Raw genomic sequence first — 20,229 nt, forward strand, 5'->3', positions numbered from 1 at the left:
CTCCGGAAGTTGTGAGAGATGATAGTCAAATAACTCCTGTGATTTTAGCGGCTTTTTCGGCCGCTTCGCGGGTGAGGCCGTCCTTTCCAAGGATTGTGTAGCGCTCGGGCCTTATCGTGTGGGCGATAGTTAGGGCCTCGATTATAATCTCCGGCTCGATTTCGAGCTCGTATGCTGTAGTTGGTGCGCCGACCCTCTTTAAGGTTTCCCTAACGCGCTCCCACTTCATGCCGTGAAGGTAGGCCATTATAATCGTCCCGAGCCCCGTCTGCTCGCCGTGCAGAGCCGGTTTGTCGAGGAGCATGTCAAGGGCGTGGCTGAAGAGGTGCTCCGCACCGCTCGCGGGTCTTGAAGAGCCTGCTATGCTCATGGCAACGCCCGTGGAAATCAGGGCCTTTATGACCTTCCTTACGCTCTCCTCGTTGCCGAGCCGTATTATGTCGGCGTTCCTCATGACCATCTTGGCACTCATTAGACTGAGTGAGGCCGCGTACTCGCTGTAGTATTCGCCACGAATCCTGTGGGCCAACTGCCAGTCCTTTACGGCCGTCAGGTTGCTTATCGTATCTCCAACCCCCGCCGCGAGGTAGCGGTAGGGTGCGGTTTTAATAACTTTAACGTCCGCTATGACTGCTATCGGCGGGACGGCCTTGACTGAAGTTTTGGCGCCCAAATCCCTTATCGAGGCGTTGGCGCTCGCTATGCCGTCGTGAGAAGCGGTCGTGGGGAAGCTGATGAAGGGAACGCCCGTTTTGAAGGAGGCGAGCTTGGCGACGTCTATTATGCTTCCCCCTCCAACCGCGATGACCCAGTCGGCGCTCTCGTCCTTTATCAGGCCTATCGTCCTCTCAACTTCCTCCATCGTCGCGCCCTTTCTAACGGTGAGCGGAACGACTTCGTACTCGGATTTAAGACTTTCCTCAACGTCCTTACCGGCTATCTCCTTCGTTCTCGGCCCGTAGAGTATGATGGCCTTCTCGCCGAGGCCCAACCGTCTCGCGACGTTCACAACTTCCCCTTTAAGGTCCTCGCCCAGCAGGACCTCGCGGGGAAGTTGCATCAGGTGAACTCCCTTCATTCTCCCACCCCTAACCTCTCGGAAGGAAAAGCTTTAAGGCTATCGGAACAACCGTCTATGGTGGTCGAATGGGACTCTACGAGTTTTTTTACCGCTATTTCGTCGAACCCATAAAGTACAATCAGGGTTACAACGTCGTGAACACCCTCGTCTACGCCCTAATCCTCGGCGTCGCCGTTCTGCTCCTGTATAAGATGCTCAAAAAGATGAGGATAAAGGTGGACGAGCGCTTCTTCGTGGCTCTTATGCCCTACATCATCCTCGGCCCGCTGATGAGGAGCATGACCGACATAGGCCTGCTCCCGAGGACTTATCTGACCGTCAGCCCCGGTGGCTACTTCGTCATAGCCGGCTTCGCGATAGCGTCCCTCTTCGCTGTCTGGAGGCATCTCGGGCCGGACGACAGGCTCTATCCAATATACCGTGACTTCGGGTGGGTTCTCGTCGCGGGCCTGCTCTTCATAATGGTGATTAACTGGGACAGGGTGTCCGTCAGGTGGGACTACTTCAAGTACTTCATTCCAAGCCTTCTCGTTGCTGAATCTTTCATCTGGCTCCTCTCAAGGAAGTTCGAGCTCGTGAGGAACAACAGGATACTCTTCTACACCCACTTCTACGACGCGACGACCACTTTCGTTGGAATCCAGTTCTTCGGCTTCTGGGAACAGCACGTTCTCGCGAGGACGCTGATGAACCTGTTTGGAACGCCAGCCGTCATGTACCTTGAGAAGCTCGTTATAATCACGCTCGTGGTTTACGTTCTCGACAGGCTGATGACGGATGAGGACCCCGAGCTTATAAACTTCGTCAAGCTTACGGTCTTCATACTCGGCTTCGGCCCAGGAACGAGGAACCTGCTCATAACGTTGTTGAGGTGATTTGTATGGAGTTCGCCTGGAACGAGATTGCACTTAACATGGCAAAGGATTTGGAGAAAACGATAATGCCCCTCTTCGGCACCAAGAAGGCCGGTGAAAACGTTGGAACGAACGTGAGCGGTGACGTAACGAAATACGTTGACAAGGTCGCGGAGGACCTGATTATAAGGCACCTCAAACCGCTCGACGTCAACATAGTGAGCGAGGAAGTCGGGGAGATAGACGTCGGGAGCGACTACACAGTTGTCGTTGACCCCCTCGACGGCTCCTATAACTTCTCGATGGGAATCCCGATATTCGCTTTCAGCTTCGCCGTCTTCAAGGGAAGGGAACCCGTTTACGGGGCAATCTACGAGTTCTTCCCGAAGGCCTTCTACGAGGCCATTCCGGGTGAGGGGGCTTACCTCAACGGAAGGCCGATTCACGTCAACGAGCCCGCGCCGGGGAAGGAGGCGATAAGCTTCTACACGCGCGGAAGATGCCTCGGACTCGTGAAGAGGGTTAAGAGAGTCCGCGTTCTTGGGGCGATAGCGGTAGAGATGGCCTACACCGCCAAGGGCTCGCTCGACGGGGTCTTCGACATAAGGAACTACGTGAGGCCGACGGACATAGCGGCAGGTGTTATGCTCGTGAGGGAAGCCGGTGGACTGGTAACAGATGAGAACGGAAAGCCCCTTGAGTTCGAGCTGAAGGCTGAGGTGAACACCAACGTTATCGCAGTCGCGAACGAGAGAATCCTCAAAATAATCCTGGAGGAGCTGGGGAATGAGCCTTGAGCGCTACTTCAATCGCTACGGAAAGGCAACCTTCACGCTCTTCCTCATAAACGTCGCCGTCTACGCCGTCGAGGCAATACTGAGCAGGAACCCGATAAGCATCAGCGGGAACGTCTTGGCCACGCTCGGCCAGTGGAACTACGCGGTTCTGCACCTCGGGGCCTGGTGGCAACCATTCACGGCGATGTTCGTCCACGTGAACATAATCCACATCTTCTTCAACATGTACTTCCTCCTCGTCATGGGAAGCCAGCTTGAGAGAATACTCGGGCCCAAGCGGGTCGTGATGATTTACGTAGTCTCTGGCTTAGCAGGGAACCTCCTGACGCTGTTCCTCATGCCTCCCAACGTCGTCAGTGCGGGCGCGAGCGGGGCGCTCTTCGGTATCGCGGGGGCGCTGATAACAATCACCGGCGTCGTCGGGGGGAACATGCAGGGGGCCCTTATTAATGCCTTCGTGCTGTTCCTAATCAACAGCTTCCTGCCAGGAGTCAACGCCTACGCCCACCTCGGCGGACTTCTCGCCGGAATCCTCATAGGCTACTACTACGGCAAGGTCATAAAGAGGAAGCTAACGTGGGCCTACGCGTACGACTACTATTAGCGAAAGATTTAAAAACGCCCGCCGGAAGGTATAGGTCGAGCGCTCGGGCAGTGCCGGGGTAGCTTAGCCTGGTCAGAGCGCTCGGCTCATAGGGCCACTCCCCCTCGGGGGAGCCTGAGAAACCGAGAGGTCCGGGGTTCAAAGCCCCGCCCCGGCACCACAACAGCCCTTTCTGACGAAAGCGCTGGCGGAGAAACTTTTCTGGTGAAAAGTTTCATCAAAAGTAGGCATGCTTTTTGAATGGCTTGGTCTAACAGGGGGTTTGCTCCCAAACTCGCCGTTCTCGAGCGTGTTTTCTCCCATTAGCGCCCTCCGGGCGCGTTACAAGTTAAACACCATTCCCAAGAGCCATTATTAAAGCAAACCCAACTCCAACGGATTAGTCTGGAGAGCATGCGCTCTATCTTTACCCTCTTTGAGGGTTTGACACTTTTGGTCAAGCTTTTCCAAAAAGCTTGTTTGGTGAGGGTTTCTCTCTAAGAAGGCGCCCAGAGGGCGCCGATGATAAGTTGAAACCATTAGAAGGGGCTTGGTTTGAAGTTAAACCCCCCGAATTTCGCCTTTTTGTTAGTGCACGACCGTTTTTCTGCTTCCCGAAGAGGGAAGTGCTTTTTACCGGCCTTCCTTAAAGGATGTGCAAAGCTTCCTCCGGAAAGTTTATCTAAAAAGATGTCAATGTAGACCCTGATGAAGATTGTTAAAGTACCCTCCGATGACAAAGTCGGGGTCATAAACGTCGGCGCACCACCGGAGGTCGAGCTCGACATCGACGTCAAACCCCGGAAGGGAGAACTCGTCGTCTGGATAACGAACCCAAACACCTTCAAGGTCGAGACGGACAACGAGATTGAGCTCTACGAGTACGTCGGTTTCTGGCAGAGGCTTGACCCGGGGATAGTGTTCCTGAACCGAAGAATCGTCCTAATCCCCGGTGAAACTATAGAGCAGAAGTTGCCTGTGGAGCTCCCACCGGGGAGATACAAGGTCATCAAGGTGGCCTACGTGAACGGTGCCAAGGTCAGGGTCGAAAAGGAGTTCACGGTCCGCTGAACCAGAAGCGTTTCAGATAGAGCCTCATCCTCGCCAGGTCAACGGGCCTCATAGTTTCAACCATCCAGTCCGGGAAGTCCTTCCTGACGTTTCTCCAGAGGACGCGGTAGTCGAGGATTATTATCGAGCCCTTCTCCTCCGCCGAGCGGTGGACCCTTCCGGCTGCCTGAACCAGCTTCCTGTGGGCGGGCAAGTAATAGCCGTAGTAACGGCCCTTTCCCGGGAACTTCCGCTCGAAGTACCTTATCTGAGCCTGCACGCGCGGAGTGGGCCTCGCGTAGGGAATCCCGACCAGTATGACCCCGTTCATCTCATCCCCGCTGTAGTCCTGTCCCTCGCTGTTCCTCCCACCCATGACGCCGAGCAGAACCGCCCCGTTGCCCCTCGCGTGGGCTTTAAACGAAGCCACCATCGCATCATTCTCGGCCGAGCTTACCCCCTGCCTCTCGATGAATACCGCCTTTCCCGTTTCCTCAAGTCTGACCTCAAGGTTGGCCGAAAGGAGGCCCTGAAGGACTTCATAGGAGGCCGTAAAAACGCCAACGTTCTTGGGAATCAGCTTAACGGCCTCGATGATATAATCGACCATCTTCCTGTAAACCTGGAGCGAGCGCTCCTCACCGCGCGTCGAGACGTCTTTGGCGACCAGAACCTGCGCGTTTTCGCGTTTCACCATCCTTGGAAACTTCTTCAGCCTGGCCTTCTCGATGCCCATGACGTCGCGGAAGGCCTCAAGCGGGGTGAGCGTTCCGGAGATGAAGAAGGCGCTGTGGACTTCCTTGAGAAAGGTTAGGGCCTTCGACGGGTCCAAGGCCACGAGCTCAAGGCTCAAACCCTTCTCCCTGCTGAGCAGGAAGAGGTAGTCCTCCCTTCCGATGAGCGAGAACCAGAGGAGCAGGAACTCGCCGACGCGACCAATGTAGCTCCTTGGAGGTTTGCCCTTCTCTATTCTGTCCTCCCTTATCGCCTCGCCGATTGAGACCATCTCGTTCAGCGTTTTCACGAGCCAGCGCTCGCTTATCCCGAGGGTTCTCATCAGGTGAACGAAGACCAGCTCGGGCTGAATCGGCGTTTCCTGGATTTCCCTGTCGGCGAGCTTCTCGCGGAAGAGCAACTCCAAACCTTTGCCGAGTATGCTAAGGAAATTGGCTATCTCGTTCTCCCTGTACTCGTCGGCCTCCTTAATGGCCCTGTTGATTGTATGAATGCTCAGCCTGTCGCTCAAAGCAGAGATGGCCTGGTCAGGCAGATTGTGGGCCTCGTCGAAGACGATTATAAGGTCCGAATAATCCACGCCGAGCGAGCTTATCAGGCTCTCCCTTATGCTGGGGCTTATCGCGTAGAGGTAGCTGGCGACGATGACGTCTGCCTTCTCGGCTATCTTCCTCGTCAGGTCGTAGGGGCAGAGCTCGAGCGTCTCCGCGTAGCTCAGGATTTCGGACGGGTGGGAAGGGCTTTCAAGGAAAAAATTCACGAGCTCGTTGAACTCGGCCTTTTTCTTCTTCTCGTTCTCGTAGAAGGGGCACTTTCCGAGCTTCTTTAGGTTCTTGCAGACGACCATGGCGGTGTAGGCGTCGCTCGTGAACTGGGTGAGGTAGTTGTGGAGGCACAGCTCCTTCCTGCTCCTGAGCTCAACCCCAGAAACCCTCGCCTTCCGGTTTATCGCCTTGAGCTCCTCTATAACGCGGTCCATCTGCCTGTGCGTTCGGGCTAAGTAGAGAACCTTGAGGCCGAGGTCCTCGGCAACTGGAAGAACGCCGGCCAGAACGCTCACGGTCTTACCGAAGCCTGTTGGGGCTTCAATTATGGCGTTCTCTCCCCTCTCGGCTGTCTCGCGCACGAGCTCGATGAACTCCGCCTGATTGAGCCTGAGGGTGTCGTAGGGAAAGTACTGGAGGTCTGGTTCCTGCATGGGAAGAGTTTTTAACGGGTCGCTTTTAACCTTTCCCGTGGTGAAGATGGAGGAGCGAGAGAAGAAGCTGGTCGAATACAGCATCGAGGCGGTTATTATAGCGTGGCTCGGCTACCTGTTCCTCTACCAGAACTACCTGCTCCACGAGTGGCACCGCGGTCTCCCACTGCCGAGCAAGTGGCCCTTCCTCGTTGCGGGAGTTCTTATGGGGCTAGCTTTCCTGCTCTACGAGCTGTGGAAGCTTGAAAAGAGGTCACCGACGGAGAACACTGAGGAAGTACTCTCCCCCGAGCTCGAGGCCTGAAAAGTCATCTTCACCGACGCCAAGCAGGGGCTTGTTAACTTCGACTATCGCGCTTCCACCCGAGCTCTCGTGCTCGATGCTTTTCACCACGTCGTTCTCGACGGTTATCCTGAACTCCTCGCCGTTGCCCTTTCCGTGGAGGGAGAACGTCCCATTCCCAAGGCTGAAGCGGAGGTACCTGAGAAGGTGGGGAAGGTCATCCTGGGCCATATTCCTCACGTAAAACTCCCCCTCCCCCGTTGGAAGGATTTTTCCGACGATTCTCCGGTAGCTTTCCGAGAAACGGCAGACCGCCAGGGCGAAGCCGTTGACAAGGGCTTCCAGCTTTCGGCCGAGAAAGCGCTCGACGAGGTCGGCGGAGGCCCTCGACAGGAGGACATCGTCGTCAACGGAAGCGGAGAGAATCAGGAGCCCCTTTGGACCCTTCATGATGTAGGTGGCCGTCGAATCTGCAAAGGCAACCTCCATTCTCCCCGTGAACTCGAATTTGAAAAGCTTTCTCCGGATTCGTATTCGGACGTCGAGGGTCTCCTCCCCGGAGGCCTCGGCCTCAAAGGGCAGGGACTTGAAGAGTTCCCTCGGCTTCGATGTCACCCACCTAACGGCCTCCCAGTCCGCCGAGAAAGGCATCTCTGCCGTCCTTGATTCCATCGCTGGACACCCTTGAGCAGTGCTGGAGAAAATTTGAAGGGAAGCTTATAAAATTTAAGGGAGAATCAGAGCTTCAGGTTCGGAATCTCCTCGATGACCTTGGTCGTCAGCTTGACCGCGGCATCGACGTCGCGCTCGTCAACGACCTCGGTGTTGGAGTGTATGTAGCGCGCCGGGATGCTTATGCCACCGCTCGGGACGCCGGCCTTGTTGAGGTGTATGGCTCCTGCGTCGGTTCCTCCGCCGGTGAGGATGTCCCACTGGTAGGGTATCTCGTACTTCTTCGCAAGGTCTTCCATCCACCTGACAATCGTCGGGTGGCAGATGACGGAGCGGTCCATTATCTTAATCGCGACGCCCTTTCCGAGCTGGCTTATCTGCTTGTGCTCCGGGGTTCCCGGAACGTCGGCCGCTATGGTGACGTCGAGGGCGAAGCCGTAGTCCGGGTCAATGCCGAACGCCGAAACCTTTGCTCCCCTGAGGCCGACCTCCTCCTGAACGGTCGCGACGAAGTAAACGTCCGCATCGGTCTCGCTCAACTGCCTCGCGGCTTCAACGAGGGTGTAGACGGCTATCCTGTCGTCGTGGGCGATGCTGACGAGCCTGTGCTTCCCGAGTCTCTCGAGCCTGCCGTCCCAGGTGATGACGGTGCCTATCTTTACACCCATCTCCTCGGCCTCTTCCTTGCTCTCGGCGCCTATGTCTATGAAAATCTGGTCCCAGGTCGGAGCCTTGTTCCTCTGCTCCGGCTTCTGGATGTGGGGCGGAACGCTTCCACCGACGCCGTAGATGAACTCGTTCGGGCCAATCCAGACCTTGAAGCGCTGGGCTATCAGCGTCCTCGGGTCAACACCGCCGACCGGTGCAACGCGGAGGAAACCGTTCTTCTCAATGTGGGTCACCATGAGGCCAATCTGGTCCATATGCCCGGCGAGCATGACCTTCGGGCCCTTTCCTTCCTTGTGCGCTATGACGTTTCCGAGCTTGTCAACCTTAATCTCGTCGACGTAGGGCTTGAAGGCCTCGATTACAACGTCCCTGACGCCGAGAAACTCAAAGCCCGAAACTCCAGGGGCTTCAACAATCTTCTTGAGCAGTTCGAAGTCCACCATCGGCACCACCGTTTAGATAGTCATCGTAATGAGCTTTTAAGGGTTTAGGTGGGTGAAAGGTTATCCACCAAATGGATTATCCAAGAACTGGATAACACAGACGGCGTCAAGCTTTATATCCCACCCCTCAAAGGGTGAATCATGAAGGAAGTCCTCCTGAAGCTCAACGTGGTTCCTTGTAAGTTCATGGAGAGGCTCAACCGCTTCGTCGCCCTGGTCGAGGTGAACGGCGAAATTAGAAGGGCCCTTCTCACCAACACCGGTCGCCTGGAGGAGTTTATGATTCCGGAACGAAAGGTCTTCTGCACGCATAAGAGCGGGGGAAAGACCGACTTCGTTCTTATAGCCTTCGAGGATTTAGACGGAAAGGGAGCGATAGTGGACACGAGGACTCAGGCCAAGGCCTTTGAAAGGGCGGTTGAGCTCGGCCTCGTTCCCTGGCTGAAGGACTGCTCGATAAAGCGGAAAGAAGTTCGCATCGGCAACTCCCGCCTCGACTACCTCTTCGAGTGCCCCGGCGGAGAACTCTACGGCGAGATGAAGAGCGCCGTCCTGAGGGGAGGCGAGAAAGGTGAATACGCGATGTACCCCGACTGCCCGACGCTTCGCGGGCAGAGGCACGTTAGGGAGCTAATCGAGCTTGTCAAAGCCGGAAAGGACGCGATAATCTTCTTCATCGGGGCGATGCCCGGCGTTGAAAAGTTCAAGCCCTACGAAAAAGGTGACCTCGAACTCGCGAGACTTTTGAGGGAGGCAAAGAGGGCGGGGGTTAGAATCGAGGGTCTCTCGATTTCGCTCCTGCCCGACGGAAGGGTAATCCTCGAGAGGCCCGAGCTGAAGGTCGAGCTATGAGAACGGTTTTAAACCGGGGCGAGAATTATTGACGGTGGTGAGCATGGCGATAGTTGACGTTAGGATTCTCGTTGAAGGGGCGAGCGACGTTGAGGTCGTCAGCAAGGCCCTCCAGGGGCTCGCGTTGGGGAGCGAGTACAACATCACAATCTCCGCCATAATCCCGACGACGAACATCGAGATAGCCAAGAGCGCCGCGGCAGGAGCGGACCTTCTCATCATAGCGACCGACGCCGACAGGGTTGGAAGGGAGCTCGCGGAGAGGCTCTTCAACGAGCTCGGCGAGATGGTCGGGCACATCGAGAGGATGAAGCTTCCCCTCGGCCACGACCTTGAGCACGTGGATGTTGAGCTCGTCAGGAAGGAACTGAAGAACACCCTCGTCAGGGCCGGGCTGAAGAGCCTGCAGGTCCTTCCGGAGTACATGGAGCTCAGGAAACAGCTCCTCGATGTGAAGGGCAAGTACGACCAGCTCGCGAACGAGTACGAGAGCCTCTACAAGGAGCACGAGGAGCTCCAGAAGAAGTATGAAGAGCTTCACGCCGAGTACGTCAGGCTGAGGAACGAGAACGAGGGCCTGAGGGAGCTCCTCGACAAGAAGAGCAGGCCGGTCAAGATTGAGGAAGCGTGGACGAACCTCTTCCCGGCCGAGCCCGTTCCGGACGAAAGGATTTTCGCCATAGCGGTTGAGAAGCTCGGCCTTGCCGGAAAGGTTGTCGTCGGCCAGGGCTACGTCTTCGCCGAGGAAAAGGAGCTCGTGGAGGAGCTCATGAAGACCGTTTACCTGAGCCTTGCCATAAAGGAGGGCCTTGAAGAGAAAGCCGAGAGCGAGGAAACCGTTGAGCAGAAGGAGGAGAAGCCCGAAACCCCAGAGAAAGCTGGAGAAGAAATAGAAATCATCGAGGCCGAGCTCAAACCGGACGAACTGCTCTAAGGGCTGAGCGATGGACACCGAAGTTGTAGAGGAGTTCGAGACCTACCTCGACCTCGAGGGCAAGAGCCCGAACACGATTAGGATGTACTCCTACTACGTTCGGCGATACCTTGAATGGGGCGGGGCTTTGAACGCGCGCTCCGCCCTCCGCTTCCTGGCGAGGCTCAGGAGGGAAGGCTACTCCAACAGGAGCTTAAACCTCGTTGTTCAGGCATTGAGGGCCTACTTCCGCTTCGAGGGCTACGATGAGGAAGCGGAGAAGCTGAAACCGCCGAAGGTGCCGAGGAGCCTGCCAAAAGCTCTTACGCGCGAAGAGGTAAAGAGGCTTCTATCGGTTATTCCACCGACGCGGAAGAGGGACAGGCTGATAGTTCTCCTGCTCTACGGGGCGGGTCTTCGTGTCAGCGAGCTCTGCAACCTGAAGAAGAGCGAAGTTGATTTGGAGCGGGGCATAATAGTGGTTCGCGGTGGAAAAGGGGCCAAGGACAGGGTCGTGCCGATTCCAGAGTTTTTGGTTGAGGAAATCCGTTCATATCTTGAAACGCGCTCCGATTCGAGCGAGTATTTACTCGTCGAGGAGCGGAGGAAGAGCAAGGACAGGCTCTCGACGAAGACCGTCTGGTACCTCCTGAAGAAGTACGGGAAGAGGGCGGGCGTTGAAGTCACGCCCCACAGACTCCGCCACAGCTTCGCGACGCACATGCTTGAGCGGGGAGTGGATATAAGGGCCATTCAGGAACTTCTCGGTCACTCCAACCTCTCGACGACCCAGATTTACACGAAGGTCACCGTCGAGCACCTCAGGAAAGCCCAGGAAAAGGCGAGGCTCATGGAGGGGCTAGTTGAGTAGGGGTACACCGTGCCGTACCGACCCTTTTTGAAGACTGGTACGGCATACCGTACCAACCAAAAACAAGCCTAACTGTCCCGGAGAGAACGAGAAAACATCAGAGCACACCCTTCTCCCTCAGCAACGCGAGGTAGCTCGTGAAGGCTCCGGTTGAGATTGTGTCGCCGAGGCCAACCGTCGAAACCGGGTTCTTAACGAGCCTCGTGGGGATTATCACGACTTTATATTCCCTGGTGCGGAGCCTCCTCTTGGCCTCCTCAAAGCGTAGTTTTACGTACTCCCCGCGCTCGTTGTAGGGAACGCTCAGGCCGACTTTAAAGTCCTCTGGCGAGCGGACGTCGCCGAGCGAGGCCCTCGCGGCCGCTAAAGTCGTCGCCAGCTCAAGGCTCCTTCTGAGCTCGTCCTCGCTCAATGGATTGTCGGCGTGGGTGATGTACATGAGGTAGTAAATCGTGTGGATTTGCAAAACTTCGAGGTTCATCTCGTCTATGAGGATTTTTCCGCCTAAGACAGTGTCCTCGATGCGGTTGTAGGTGAATATCCTGTCGGCGAGCTTGGAGTAGCCGAGGGCGCTCAGGACGTAGGCTATCTCAGACTCGTCCATGCCGACGCTGTCAACGAGCGGGAAGAGGTTGTAGATGACCTTCTTTCTCAATTCTCTGCTCTGTATCGAGGCGAACTCCAGGTGAACCTTGACGTCCTTCTCGCGCTTGAGGAGGAGAATGTCCTTCTTGGCCTCCCTGAGGTAGTAGTTCGCGTCCTTCCCGTCGGAATAGCGGAGCCTTATCCCCTGGTAGCCTGAAAGAATAGCGCCGTCAACCTGGAGGCCAATCTCGGGAAGGAACGGTTTGAGCTTCTCCTCCGTGTAAATCCTTATGCTCTCGAAGCGGGCCGAAACGATGAAGCGACCGGAGTAGGGAACGGTAATCGTCTCGTCGCCCAGCCTGAAGGTCGTTCCGGCGCGGAACTCAAAAATCCTGTTCACCTTGACCGGGTCGTTCTCACGGTAGGCCTCGCGGGGGTGCTTCAGAACGAGCTTTCCGTTCTCAACGACGGGGTAGAAGAGGTTCTTCTTTGAAACGAACATCTCGGCCTGCCTCTTTGCGAGGTGTGGGATGTAAACGATTACCTTCCTGAAGTCGAGGTTGGCCAAGAGGTTCGCTATTATTCCCGCCTGACCGCCGATTCTCTCAACGTCGTACTTGAAGTGGGTGTCAAACCAGCTCTGGAGCTCCTCGTTGACGAGCGGAACGGCCATCGGCTTTCCTGTCTTGAGGGCGTGAACGAGCCTCGCGACGAAGTCAATCGGCTCCTCAATCTGCCTGGGGAACTCTTCCATTCTTTTCCTGACCGCATCGGTACCGAACTCATCTATGAGCCTCTGAACGGTCTCGCCCTTGAGGTAGACTATCGCGTCAACGTTCGCGTTGTAGGCCGTGAAAATCGACAGCTTCCTTGCCTCGTCGAGGAGCTCCATCATTTTGTATCACCCACAGTGACTAACTATGGAGAAGTTGATGGAGGGCTCTTAAAAGGATTTCGTTTTAAATTAGGGAAGCAAAAAAGAGTTAGGGACTTGCCAAGTCAGTACTCGGTGAAGAGCCTTCCGAGGCTCGGAATCCGCTCCATGACGTCCATCTCCCTCAAAGCCAGCCAGAGGGAGGCCTGGTTGCTGGTAACCACCGGAACGCCGAGGTCCTTCTCGAGGGTCTCGATGATTTCGAAGGTTCTCCAGTTGGTACAGCTTATGAAAATCGCCTCCGCCTCGTCGGTGAAGCTCGCCTTCGCGAGGCGGTATGCGGTGTAAGGTTCAAGCTTGCCGATTGCTTGGTTGTCCTCGAGGCCGAGGCCCCTGATATCGAGAACCGTGAACTCGTTGGCCTCAAGGAACTCCTTCTCGCGCTGGTTAATCTCGTCGGTGTAGGGCGTTACCACGAGTATTTCTCTCGCGTCGAGCATCTTTAGGGCCTCTATCACTGCGGTGCTCGTGCTTATCACCGGAACGTTCACCTCGTCCTCGATTTCAATCTCAAGCTTTTTCTCGTAGTCCTTTCCGCCGATGAAGGAACCGCTCGTGCACCCGTAAAGGATTAGCTCAACGCCCGCGTCCCTGAGCAGTCTGGCGCTCTCGACTGCTAAAGTGTTCATCTTCACGAGTTCTTCTTCATTGACGTTCCTGAGCGGAACCCTGGCGGTGTGAAGCGAAACGCCCTCCGGCAGGTAATCGTGAAGCTCCATCTCCATCGTGGTGTTCGAGGAGGGAACTATAAGGCCAAGCCTTCCTCTCCATCCGTACATGCTTTCACCCTCCGGGGTTTCTCGGCGCTTCTATTAAACCTTTGGTTTCGAAAAGGGATTAATAAAGGAATCCCCAACGGTGACCGGTGGGAACATGGAACTGGACGAGGCGATAATGAAAAGGACTTCCGTGCGCTACTTCCTCGAAAAGCCCGTGCCGGAGGAAGATGTAAGAAAGCTCATCGAGAGCGCAATAAGGGCTCCAAATGCCAGCGGGCTTGAGAACTGGATTTTCGTGGTCTTCAGGAGCGATGAGGCGAGGGAGAAGCTCTACGAGCTCATCGCCGAGGGCATGGAGGTTTATTACCGAGCGGTCAACCTGCCGGAGGAGAAGATAGAGAAGCTCAGGAAGAGGATGTACGAGGAGGGCATGTTCAGGGCGCCGGTTTACATAGCGGTCTTCATAGACAGGCGCGTTCGCTTCCTGCCGGGGAAGGAGTTCGACGAGGTTGAGTTCATCTGGAGCGTCGAGAGCGCATCGATGGCCATTCAGAACCTCATGCTCAAAGCGGTGGAGCTCGGCCTCGGCACGGTCTACATCGGCGTGACGAGCTTCAAGGGCATCGAGGAGAGGGTTAGAGAGCTCGCGGGTCTCGACGAGAACCACTACCTCGTGGGGGTCATTCCCGTCGGCTACCCGAGGAACGAGCCCAAGCCGAGGAAGAGGAAGAAGGGCGTTGATGACGTGACGAGGTTCATCTAAACTTTTTTATCCCCTTTATCCAAGCAAGGATGATAGCCATGATAGAGTTCGTAATCCTCCTCGGGGTCATCGGTGGCTGGCTTGTGATGACGTCAACGCTCTTCCTCATGCTCGCCTTCGGCAAGATGATGGGCTTAGTCGGGGTGCTCTTCCTGGTCGGGTTTATCATTATGAACCAGAACTGGAAGGTCCGCTACATGCGCGCAATAGTTGACGCCACCCCGAGGGCGAAGGAACTGGCGAGGCACATATTTGAGATGAACGAGCTTATCCTGCTCTCGTCTTACCTGATGTCCCTCGTGCTCTACACGGTTATCCAGAAGTACATAGAAATTGTTGTCAAGTTCCCGGTGGCGAGGTGATTCCATGAACGTCGTCATAGTCCGCTACGGTGAGATTGGAACGAAGTCGAGGCAGACGAGGAGATGGTTCGAGAACATACTCATGAACAACATACGCGAGGCTCTGGTGAGCGAAGGAATCGACTTCAAGAAGGTCGAGGCCAAGCACGGGAGGATTCTCGTGAGAACGAACAAAGCCAAAGAGGCCGTTGAGGTCCTAACGAGGGTTTTTGGCATAGTCTCGCTCTCACCTGCGATGGAGGTCGAGGCGAACCTTGAGAAAATAAACAAAACCGCGCTAAAGCTCTTCAGGCGGAAGAAGAGGGAACTAAACCTTGAGAAGCCGAAATTCCGCGTCACGGCAAGGAGAATCACCAAGGAGTTCCCGCTGAAGAGCCCCGAGGTTCAGGCCAAAGTCGGGGAGTACATACTCGAGAACGAGGAGAGCGAGGTTAATCTGCACGACTACGATATCGAGGTCGGCGTCGAGCTGATGGAGGGCAGAGCGTACGTCTTCGTCGACAAGGTTAGAGCCTGGGGAGGACTGCCGATAGGCACGCAGGGCAAGGTCGTCGCTTTGCTAAGCGGGGGCATAGACTCACCGGTTGCCGCTTTCCTTATGATGAAGCGCGGTGTCGAGGTGGTTCCGGTTCACATCTACATGGGCGAGAAGACCCTCGAAAAGGTCAGGAAAATCTGGAACCAGCTGAAGAAGTACCACTACGGCGGAAAGGCAGAGCTAATCGTTGTTAAGCCGAAGGAGCGCGAGAGAATCCTTGAGAAGCTGAAGGAACTTAAGAAGGAGAAGTACACGTGTGTCTTCTGCAAGTTCATGATGGTGAGGCACGCCGATAAGATAGCCAAGGACTTCGGCGCGAAGGGCATCGTGATGGGTGACTCCCTCGGGCAGGTGGCGAGTCAGACGCTTGAGAACATGTACATCGTCAGCCAGGCGAGCGATTTACCGATTTACAGACCGCTGATAGGCATGGACAAGGAGGAGATAGTTAGCATAGCGAAGAGAATCGGCACCTTCGAGCTTTCAACGCTCCCTGAGGATGAGATACCCTTCATCCCGAAGCACCCGATAATCAGGGGCTCGTGGGAAGAGTTCAGAAAGCTCTACAAGGCGGTCTTTGGAGAGGAGCCAAGGAAGAGGGAGTGCTGAGGTGGTCGCGGTGGAACTTGAACGCTTCGCTTCCTACGTGGCCCTTTCACTCCCAATAATCTTCATCGTGGGCCTTGCAATAGTTATCCACGCCAACCCGTGGTTTTCCTTCACGAACAACGCGCTGAGCGACATGGGCTCGCTCAAGAACCCCAATAGATGGCTCTTCAACGGCTTCGTGATGTTCTTTGCGGTTGTGGCAATGATACCCGCTGTGGTCGCCTTCAAGCACGGCCTATCCTACCTGATGCCCCTCGCGCTGGTCTTCCTGTTCCTTGTCGGGGTTTTCCCGGAGGAACTCCCTTACCACACCCCCTCGGCGGTTCTGTTCTACGTTCTGGCTTTAGCCGATATAGCGCTCGTCGGGATAAAGCTCGGGCGGAAGAGTCCAGTTAACTACGTCTGGGGCGTTCTTGCGGTTGTCGTGTTCCTCACGATGCTCTACTTGATTAGGGCGAAGGTCTTCAAGGGGCTGGCGATTCCGGAGTTGATAGGGGCATCGCTAATCCTCGCGTGGTTCGTCTACATCGGCCTTCTCCTTAAAGGTTTGAAACCCTGAGTTGAAGAAAGCCTCATAAAAGCCCGCCCGAAGTTCCGGTCATGAAGGCCGTCGCACTGCTCAGCTCGGGCATCGACTCACCCGTGGCAATCTACCTGATGCTCCGAAAGGGTGTCGAGGTAGTTCCGGTTCACTTCAGGCAGGATTCCATCAAGGAGGAGAAGGTTCACGAGCTCTGGGAGGTTCTGAGTAAATACGGGAAGCTCGACGAGTTAATCACGGTGGACTTCGCGGAGGAGCACGTGCCGGTGTTTGAGAGGCTGAAGGAGCTCAAGAAGGAGCGCTGGACCTGCGTCTTCTGCAAGTGGCTGATGCTTAGAAGGGCCTGCAGGATTGGGCACGAGGTCGGGGCGAGCGCGATAATAACCGGCGACTCCCTCGGACAGGTCGCTTCACAGACGCTCGACAACCTCCTAATCGTCAGCCGGGCGAGTGATTTGCCGGTTCTGAGGCCTTTAATCGGACTCGACAAGGAGGAAATCGTCAGAATAGCCAAGAAGATAGGGACCTTCGAGATAAGCGCCCGCGAGGAGCCGAGCTGTCCCTTCACGCCGAGGTATCCGATAGTGAGGGGCTCACCGGGCGAGTTCGAAAGGATTAAGGGCCTGCTGTGATTACCCATTTTTGTCCACAACTGAACGTTTTAGGAAGGTTTTTAAGGAAAACCCCCAAACTCCCACCGGTGACGGCCATGAACGTGTTCGAGAACAGTATCGAACTGTTCGAGAGGTACAAGCCGACGCCCCTCCTCAGGCTGAGGACGAGGGGGGATGTCTTTTGCCAAGCTGGAGTTCTTTAACCCGTTCAGCAGGAGCATAAAGGACAGAACGGCCTATACACTGCTCTTCTCGGCCCTTGAAAACGGAAACGTTGGGAGCGTTTTTGAAGCCAGTTCCGGCAACACGGCAATAGCACTCGCCTCGCTGAGCAACGTGCTCGGTGTAAAGTTCAGGGCCTACCTGCCGAGGCCAACGCCAAAATCTACACGTGTTCTGCTCAGTATTCTTGGGGCAGAGGTCGTTCTAACGGACTTCGAGACGATAGACCGGGAAATGGTGGAGTTCGTCAGGGAAGAGGCCGGGAGGAGCGGGGCCTTGAACCTGAACCAGTACGAGAACGAGAACAACTTCCTGGCCCACAGGGGAACGGGAAGGGAAATAGCAGAGCAACTGGAGAGCATAGGAAAGAGGCCAGAATTGCTAATAGCGGGGATTGGCACTTCCGGACACATCGCCGGGATTGGGAGCTACCTGAAGGAGCGCTACGGAACGAGGGTTGTGGGTGTCGTTCCGGCGCGGGGAGAGAGGATTCCCGGGATAAAGGGCCTTGACACCGGGCCGAAATGGGTGGACTACGTTGATGAGGTCGTCGAGGTCACCCTCGAGGAAGCGGTTGCAGGGGTCCGGGAAGTGGCGAGGCTCAACGGAATCCTCGTGGGGCTGAGTTCCGGCGCCGTTTACCGGGCGATGAAGGAGCTGAAACCGGAAGGAACGACAGTCCTAATCTTCCCGGACGACGGCTTCAAGTACGTCGAGATTTTTGAGAAGTTCTCCTGACGGAGGAAAGGCTTTAAAGGCCCCCTCCAACTTTTTCCATGCTCAACCTCAAGCCACCGAGGCTCGCCACGTACCTGCTCACGATAAACGGAATACTCCTCCTCGGCTACGCCTACTACTGGAGCTCCGTCATCTACCTGTTCTTCGGCCTGCTCAACCTCATCCTGGCCTACGGCGTCGGGCGGGAGAACAGGAGAGCGATAAAGGTCGCGCTGGTCTACATAGCGATAGAGTTCTTCTTCGCGTTACTCTACCTAATCTCGGGGAACATCTACTCCGCCATCGATGCAGGCATAAGCTTCTTCATAATGCACGACCTTTTGAGCTACATCGAGCTCGTCTACAAGGAGGAAAAAGAGGCCGAGGAAAGAGAAGAGAGGCCAGAAGGCGATTAAGCGCACCTCTCCTTGTACTCCGAGCTTATCTCGGGTTTCTTCTCCTTAGGTTCCTTGAGGATAATCCTCGCGTCGACTATGACCGCGCCCTTGCCCTTCTCGTAGACGAAGACGGGGTTGAGGTCCATTTCCTTGATGTAGTCCCTGAGCTCATCAACCAGCTGGCTGACCTTGAGGAGCAGGTCAACGATGGCGTCTATATCAGCTGGCTCCTCTCCACGCGCTCCTGCCAAAATCGGGTAGCTCTTGATTTCCCTAATCATCTTTCTCGCGTCGCGCTCAGTAATCGGGATAATGCGGAAGGTCACGTCCTTGAGGACCTCGACGAAGATTCCGCCGAGACCGAACATTATCGCGTGGCCGAACTGCGGGTCCTCGGTGACGCCTATGATTATCTCCCTGCCGGGCCTGAGCATTGGGGCGACGAGGACGCCGAGGATTTCTGCATCTGGGCGGTATTTCTTCGCGTTCTCGTGTATCTCCTCCCACTTCTGCTTGAGCTCCTCGGGGCTCTTTATGTTCAGCATGACGACCTTCGCGTCGCTCTTGTGGAGTATCTGGGGCGACATCAACTTCAGGGCAACGGGGTAGCCTATCTCCTCCGCGTACTTGAGAGCCTCATCGAGGGTCTTGGCGAGCTTCTCGTTCGGAACGGGGAGGCCGTAAGCCTTTAAAACCTGCTTGGCCTCGTACTCAACCATGGCCGTCCTGCCCTGGGACAGGACGGACTCAATAACTTTGAGGGCTTCCTCCTTCATGCTACCACCACCGTAAGCGTTACTCCTTCACCTTCTCCCGGTACTGGGCGTACCTAACGAGGCCCGCTAAGGCGCGCACACCTCTCTCGGGAGTCGGGTAAACGGGAACGCCCTTCTCCTCCAGCATTCTCGCGTAGCGGTCGGTCTTCTTACCGCCCATAGCTACTGCCACAATCGGCTTGTCGCTCTTCTTCTGGTAGTCCGCTATGATGTCGATGACCTTCTCCTCCTCGAGGAGCGGAACCTGGAAGAGCACTATGACGAGTATCGCGTCAACGTTCGGGTCCTTGGTAAAGGCTTCGAGGGCAAGCCTGTAGCGCTCCGCGTCGGTGTCTCCAACGACATCAGTGGGATTGCCAACGACCGCGTGCGGTGGGAACTTCTCCTTGAGGAACTTGACGGTTTCCTCGCTCAGCTCGGCCATCTTGAGGCCGAACTTCGCCACCGCGTCGCTGGCCATGACTCCGGCCCCACCGCCGTCGGTGATGATGCCTATCCTGTCGCCCTTCGGGAGCTTGTGAACGAGCTGGGCGAAGGCCTTGGCCAGGTCAAACATGTGCTCGAAGTCCTCGGCCCTTATTATGCCGGTCTGCTTGAAGACGGCGTCGTAAATCGTGTCAGCTCCAGCCAGAGAACCGGTGTGGCTCGATGCCGCTTTGGCTCCGTATTCGGTTCTTCCGCTCTTGAGGGCAATGACGGGCTTGACCTTTGTAATGCGCTTGGCGCTCTCCATGAACTTCCTTCCGTCCTTGACGCCCTCGATGTAGAAGGTGACGACGTTTATCTCGTCATCGTGGATGAAGTAGTCCATCAAATCGGCGTCGTCGACGTCGAGCTTGTTTCCGTAGCTGACCATCTTGCCGATTCCTATGCCCGCTCCTGCCGCCCAGTCGAGCATAGCTGCCGCGAAGGCACCGCTCTGGCTGACGAACGCTATCGGCCCGCTCTCGGGCCTGTCCATCTTGCTCTCGGGCAGGAAGACGGTGTCAACGCCGGTGTCTGGAACGTAGACGCCGACACAGTTCGGGCCGATGACGCGTATGCCGTTGGCCTTGGCTATCTCGTAGATTTCCCTTTCGAGCTTCTTTCCTTCCTCGCCGAGCTCTCCAAAACCGCCGGTAATGATGATGACTGCCTTTATGCCCTTCTCCGCTATGTCCCTCATCGTGGCCGGGACGTAGGGGGCTGGAATCGATATGACGGCCAAATCAGTGTCATCGGGAAGCTCCTTGACAGTGTGGTAAACCTTGTATCCGTCAATCTCATCGAGCTTGGGGTTCACGGGGTAGATGTTACCCTTGAAAATGCCCCTCTCCTTGTTCATCTTGAAGTTCTCGAAGATGACGTTACCAACCTTTCCCTTCTTGTTGGTTGCACCGATGATAGCGACCGCCTTCGGGTCGAAGAAGGGTTTAAGTTCCTCCACTATCTTCTCAGCCATGCTCGTCCC

23 protein-coding genes and 1 tRNA gene are annotated in these 20,229 nt (G+C 55.9%); 16 read left to right on the plus strand and 8 right to left on the minus strand.

Annotated elements, in window-relative coordinates; translation table 11 throughout:
• Positions 1-25: 25 nt before the first annotated feature.
• Positions 26-1,078: an NAD(P)-dependent glycerol-1-phosphate dehydrogenase gene (locus tag E3E28_RS01160; protein WP_167913710.1), complete on the minus strand. Its 1,053-nt coding sequence runs from the start codon at positions 1,076-1,078 to the stop codon at positions 26-28.
• Positions 1,079-1,146: 68 nt separating this feature from the next.
• Here E3E28_RS01160 and E3E28_RS01165 point away from each other — a divergent pair, with 68 nt between their 5' ends.
• The 5 genes from E3E28_RS01165 (at position 1,147) to E3E28_RS01185 (ending at position 4,386) form a co-directional block, all read left to right on the plus strand.
• Positions 1,147-1,956 carry a DUF63 family protein gene (locus E3E28_RS01165; protein ID WP_167913711.1) on the plus strand — a complete coding sequence of 270 codons (810 nt, stop codon included), beginning with the start codon at positions 1,147-1,149 and terminating at the stop codon, positions 1,954-1,956.
• Positions 1,957-1,961: 5 nt separating this feature from the next.
• Positions 1,962-2,732 carry a bifunctional fructose-bisphosphatase/inositol-phosphate phosphatase gene (locus tag E3E28_RS01170; protein WP_167913712.1) on the plus strand — a complete coding sequence of 257 codons (771 nt, stop codon included), beginning with the start codon at positions 1,962-1,964 and terminating at the stop codon, positions 2,730-2,732.
• Positions 2,722-3,336 carry a rhomboid family intramembrane serine protease gene (locus tag E3E28_RS01175; RefSeq protein ID WP_167913713.1) on the plus strand — a complete coding sequence of 205 codons (615 nt, stop codon included), beginning with the start codon at positions 2,722-2,724 and terminating at the stop codon, positions 3,334-3,336. The genes E3E28_RS01170 and E3E28_RS01175 overlap by 11 nt, the downstream gene beginning before the upstream one ends.
• 52 nt (positions 3,337-3,388) lie before the next feature.
• Positions 3,389-3,496: transfer RNA gene (locus E3E28_RS01180), tRNA-Met, on the plus strand.
• Between the two features lie 527 nt (positions 3,497-4,023).
• Complete coding sequence (locus E3E28_RS01185; RefSeq protein ID WP_167913714.1) at positions 4,024-4,386, plus strand: hypothetical protein; 363 nt, start codon at positions 4,024-4,026, stop codon at positions 4,384-4,386.
• On the opposite strand, the gene E3E28_RS01190 is transcribed toward E3E28_RS01185, so the two are convergent.
• Positions 4,373-6,298, minus strand: coding sequence for a helicase C-terminal domain-containing protein (locus E3E28_RS01190; protein ID WP_240921634.1), 1,926 nt, complete (start codon positions 6,296-6,298; stop codon positions 4,373-4,375). The genes E3E28_RS01185 and E3E28_RS01190 overlap by 14 nt on opposite strands.
• A 46-nt stretch (positions 6,299-6,344) precedes the next feature.
• Here E3E28_RS01190 and E3E28_RS01195 point away from each other — a divergent pair, with 46 nt between their 5' ends.
• A complete protein-coding gene (locus E3E28_RS01195) occupies positions 6,345-6,602 on the plus strand; it encodes a hypothetical protein (protein WP_167915076.1) in 258 nt (85 codons plus the stop codon).
• Here the strand turns inward: E3E28_RS01195 and E3E28_RS01200 are convergent.
• Both E3E28_RS01200 and E3E28_RS01205 read right to left on the minus strand, forming a co-directional pair.
• The gene (locus E3E28_RS01200; RefSeq protein ID WP_167913716.1) at positions 6,552-7,253 is read right to left on the minus strand and encodes a hypothetical protein; all 702 of its coding nucleotides are present in this window, start codon (positions 7,251-7,253) and stop codon (positions 6,552-6,554) included. The two genes, E3E28_RS01195 and E3E28_RS01200, sit on opposite strands and share 51 nt — an antisense overlap.
• A gap of 65 nt (positions 7,254-7,318) precedes the next feature.
• The gene (locus E3E28_RS01205) at positions 7,319-8,365 is read right to left on the minus strand and encodes a M42 family metallopeptidase (RefSeq protein WP_167915077.1); all 1,047 of its coding nucleotides are present in this window, start codon (positions 8,363-8,365) and stop codon (positions 7,319-7,321) included.
• Positions 8,366-8,506: 141 nt separating this feature from the next.
• Here E3E28_RS01205 and sfsA point away from each other — a divergent pair, with 141 nt between their 5' ends.
• From sfsA to xerA, 3 genes are read left to right on the plus strand one after another with little or no spacing between them, the layout of a single operon-like run.
• Complete coding sequence (sfsA, locus tag E3E28_RS01210) at positions 8,507-9,217, plus strand: DNA/RNA nuclease SfsA (RefSeq protein WP_167913717.1); 711 nt, start codon at positions 8,507-8,509, stop codon at positions 9,215-9,217.
• 43 nt (positions 9,218-9,260) lie between these two features.
• On the plus strand, positions 9,261-10,151 hold the full coding sequence (locus E3E28_RS01215; RefSeq protein WP_167915078.1) for a toprim domain-containing protein: 891 nt from the start codon (positions 9,261-9,263) through the stop codon (positions 10,149-10,151).
• Positions 10,152-10,161: 10 nt separating this feature from the next.
• Positions 10,162-11,001, plus strand: a complete 840-nt coding sequence (gene xerA / locus E3E28_RS01220) for a site-specific tyrosine recombinase/integron integrase (protein ID WP_167913718.1) — start codon at positions 10,162-10,164, stop codon at positions 10,999-11,001.
• A gap of 97 nt (positions 11,002-11,098) precedes the next feature.
• Here the strand turns inward: xerA and pfkC are convergent, their stop codons facing one another.
• Both pfkC and E3E28_RS01230 read right to left on the minus strand, forming a co-directional pair.
• Positions 11,099-12,481 carry an ADP-specific phosphofructokinase gene (gene pfkC, locus E3E28_RS01225; protein WP_167913719.1) on the minus strand — a complete coding sequence of 461 codons (1,383 nt, stop codon included), beginning with the start codon at positions 12,479-12,481 and terminating at the stop codon, positions 11,099-11,101.
• A gap of 104 nt (positions 12,482-12,585) precedes the next feature.
• Complete coding sequence (locus E3E28_RS01230) at positions 12,586-13,299, minus strand: aspartate/glutamate racemase family protein (protein ID WP_167913720.1); 714 nt, start codon at positions 13,297-13,299, stop codon at positions 12,586-12,588.
• A gap of 94 nt (positions 13,300-13,393) precedes the next feature.
• Between E3E28_RS01230 and E3E28_RS01235 the strand changes: the two genes are divergently transcribed.
• The 7 genes from E3E28_RS01235 to E3E28_RS01265 all read left to right on the plus strand — a co-directional run bounded on the left by E3E28_RS01235 (position 13,394) and on the right by E3E28_RS01265 (position 18,021).
• Positions 13,394-14,002: a nitroreductase family protein gene (locus E3E28_RS01235; protein ID WP_167913721.1), complete on the plus strand. Its 609-nt coding sequence runs from the start codon at positions 13,394-13,396 to the stop codon at positions 14,000-14,002.
• 38 nt (positions 14,003-14,040) lie between these two features.
• Positions 14,041-14,364: a hypothetical protein gene (locus tag E3E28_RS01240; RefSeq protein WP_167915079.1), complete on the plus strand. Its 324-nt coding sequence runs from the start codon at positions 14,041-14,043 to the stop codon at positions 14,362-14,364.
• A 4-nt stretch (positions 14,365-14,368) separates the two neighbouring features.
• Complete coding sequence (gene thiI, locus E3E28_RS01245) at positions 14,369-15,511, plus strand: tRNA uracil 4-sulfurtransferase ThiI (protein ID WP_167913722.1); 1,143 nt, start codon at positions 14,369-14,371, stop codon at positions 15,509-15,511.
• A 10-nt stretch (positions 15,512-15,521) separates the two neighbouring features.
• A complete protein-coding gene (locus E3E28_RS01250) occupies positions 15,522-16,070 on the plus strand; it encodes a DUF998 domain-containing protein (RefSeq protein WP_167913723.1) in 549 nt (182 codons plus the stop codon).
• Between the two features lie 41 nt (positions 16,071-16,111).
• Positions 16,112-16,684, plus strand: coding sequence for a hypothetical protein (locus tag E3E28_RS01255; protein WP_167913724.1), 573 nt, complete (start codon positions 16,112-16,114; stop codon positions 16,682-16,684).
• A 156-nt stretch (positions 16,685-16,840) separates the two neighbouring features.
• The gene (locus E3E28_RS01260) at positions 16,841-17,626 is read left to right on the plus strand and encodes a PLP-dependent cysteine synthase family protein (protein ID WP_167913725.1); all 786 of its coding nucleotides are present in this window, start codon (positions 16,841-16,843) and stop codon (positions 17,624-17,626) included.
• Between the two features lie 38 nt (positions 17,627-17,664).
• Positions 17,665-18,021, plus strand: a complete 357-nt coding sequence (locus tag E3E28_RS01265) for a hypothetical protein (protein WP_167913726.1) — start codon at positions 17,665-17,667, stop codon at positions 18,019-18,021.
• Here E3E28_RS01265 and E3E28_RS01270 read toward each other — a convergent pair.
• Both E3E28_RS01270 and E3E28_RS01275 read right to left on the minus strand, forming a co-directional pair.
• Positions 18,018-18,779 carry an acetate--CoA ligase family protein gene (locus E3E28_RS01270; RefSeq protein ID WP_167913727.1) on the minus strand — a complete coding sequence of 254 codons (762 nt, stop codon included), beginning with the start codon at positions 18,777-18,779 and terminating at the stop codon, positions 18,018-18,020. The two genes, E3E28_RS01265 and E3E28_RS01270, sit on opposite strands and share 4 nt — an antisense overlap.
• A gap of 19 nt (positions 18,780-18,798) precedes the next feature.
• On the minus strand, positions 18,799-20,220 hold the full coding sequence (locus tag E3E28_RS01275) for an acetate--CoA ligase family protein (RefSeq protein ID WP_167913728.1): 1,422 nt from the start codon (positions 20,218-20,220) through the stop codon (positions 18,799-18,801).
• Positions 20,221-20,229 lie beyond the last annotated feature (9 nt).

The organism is Thermococcus sp. 21S9 (genome assembly GCF_012027635.1).
Lineage (GTDB): Archaea > Methanobacteriota_B > Thermococci > Thermococcales > Thermococcaceae > Thermococcus.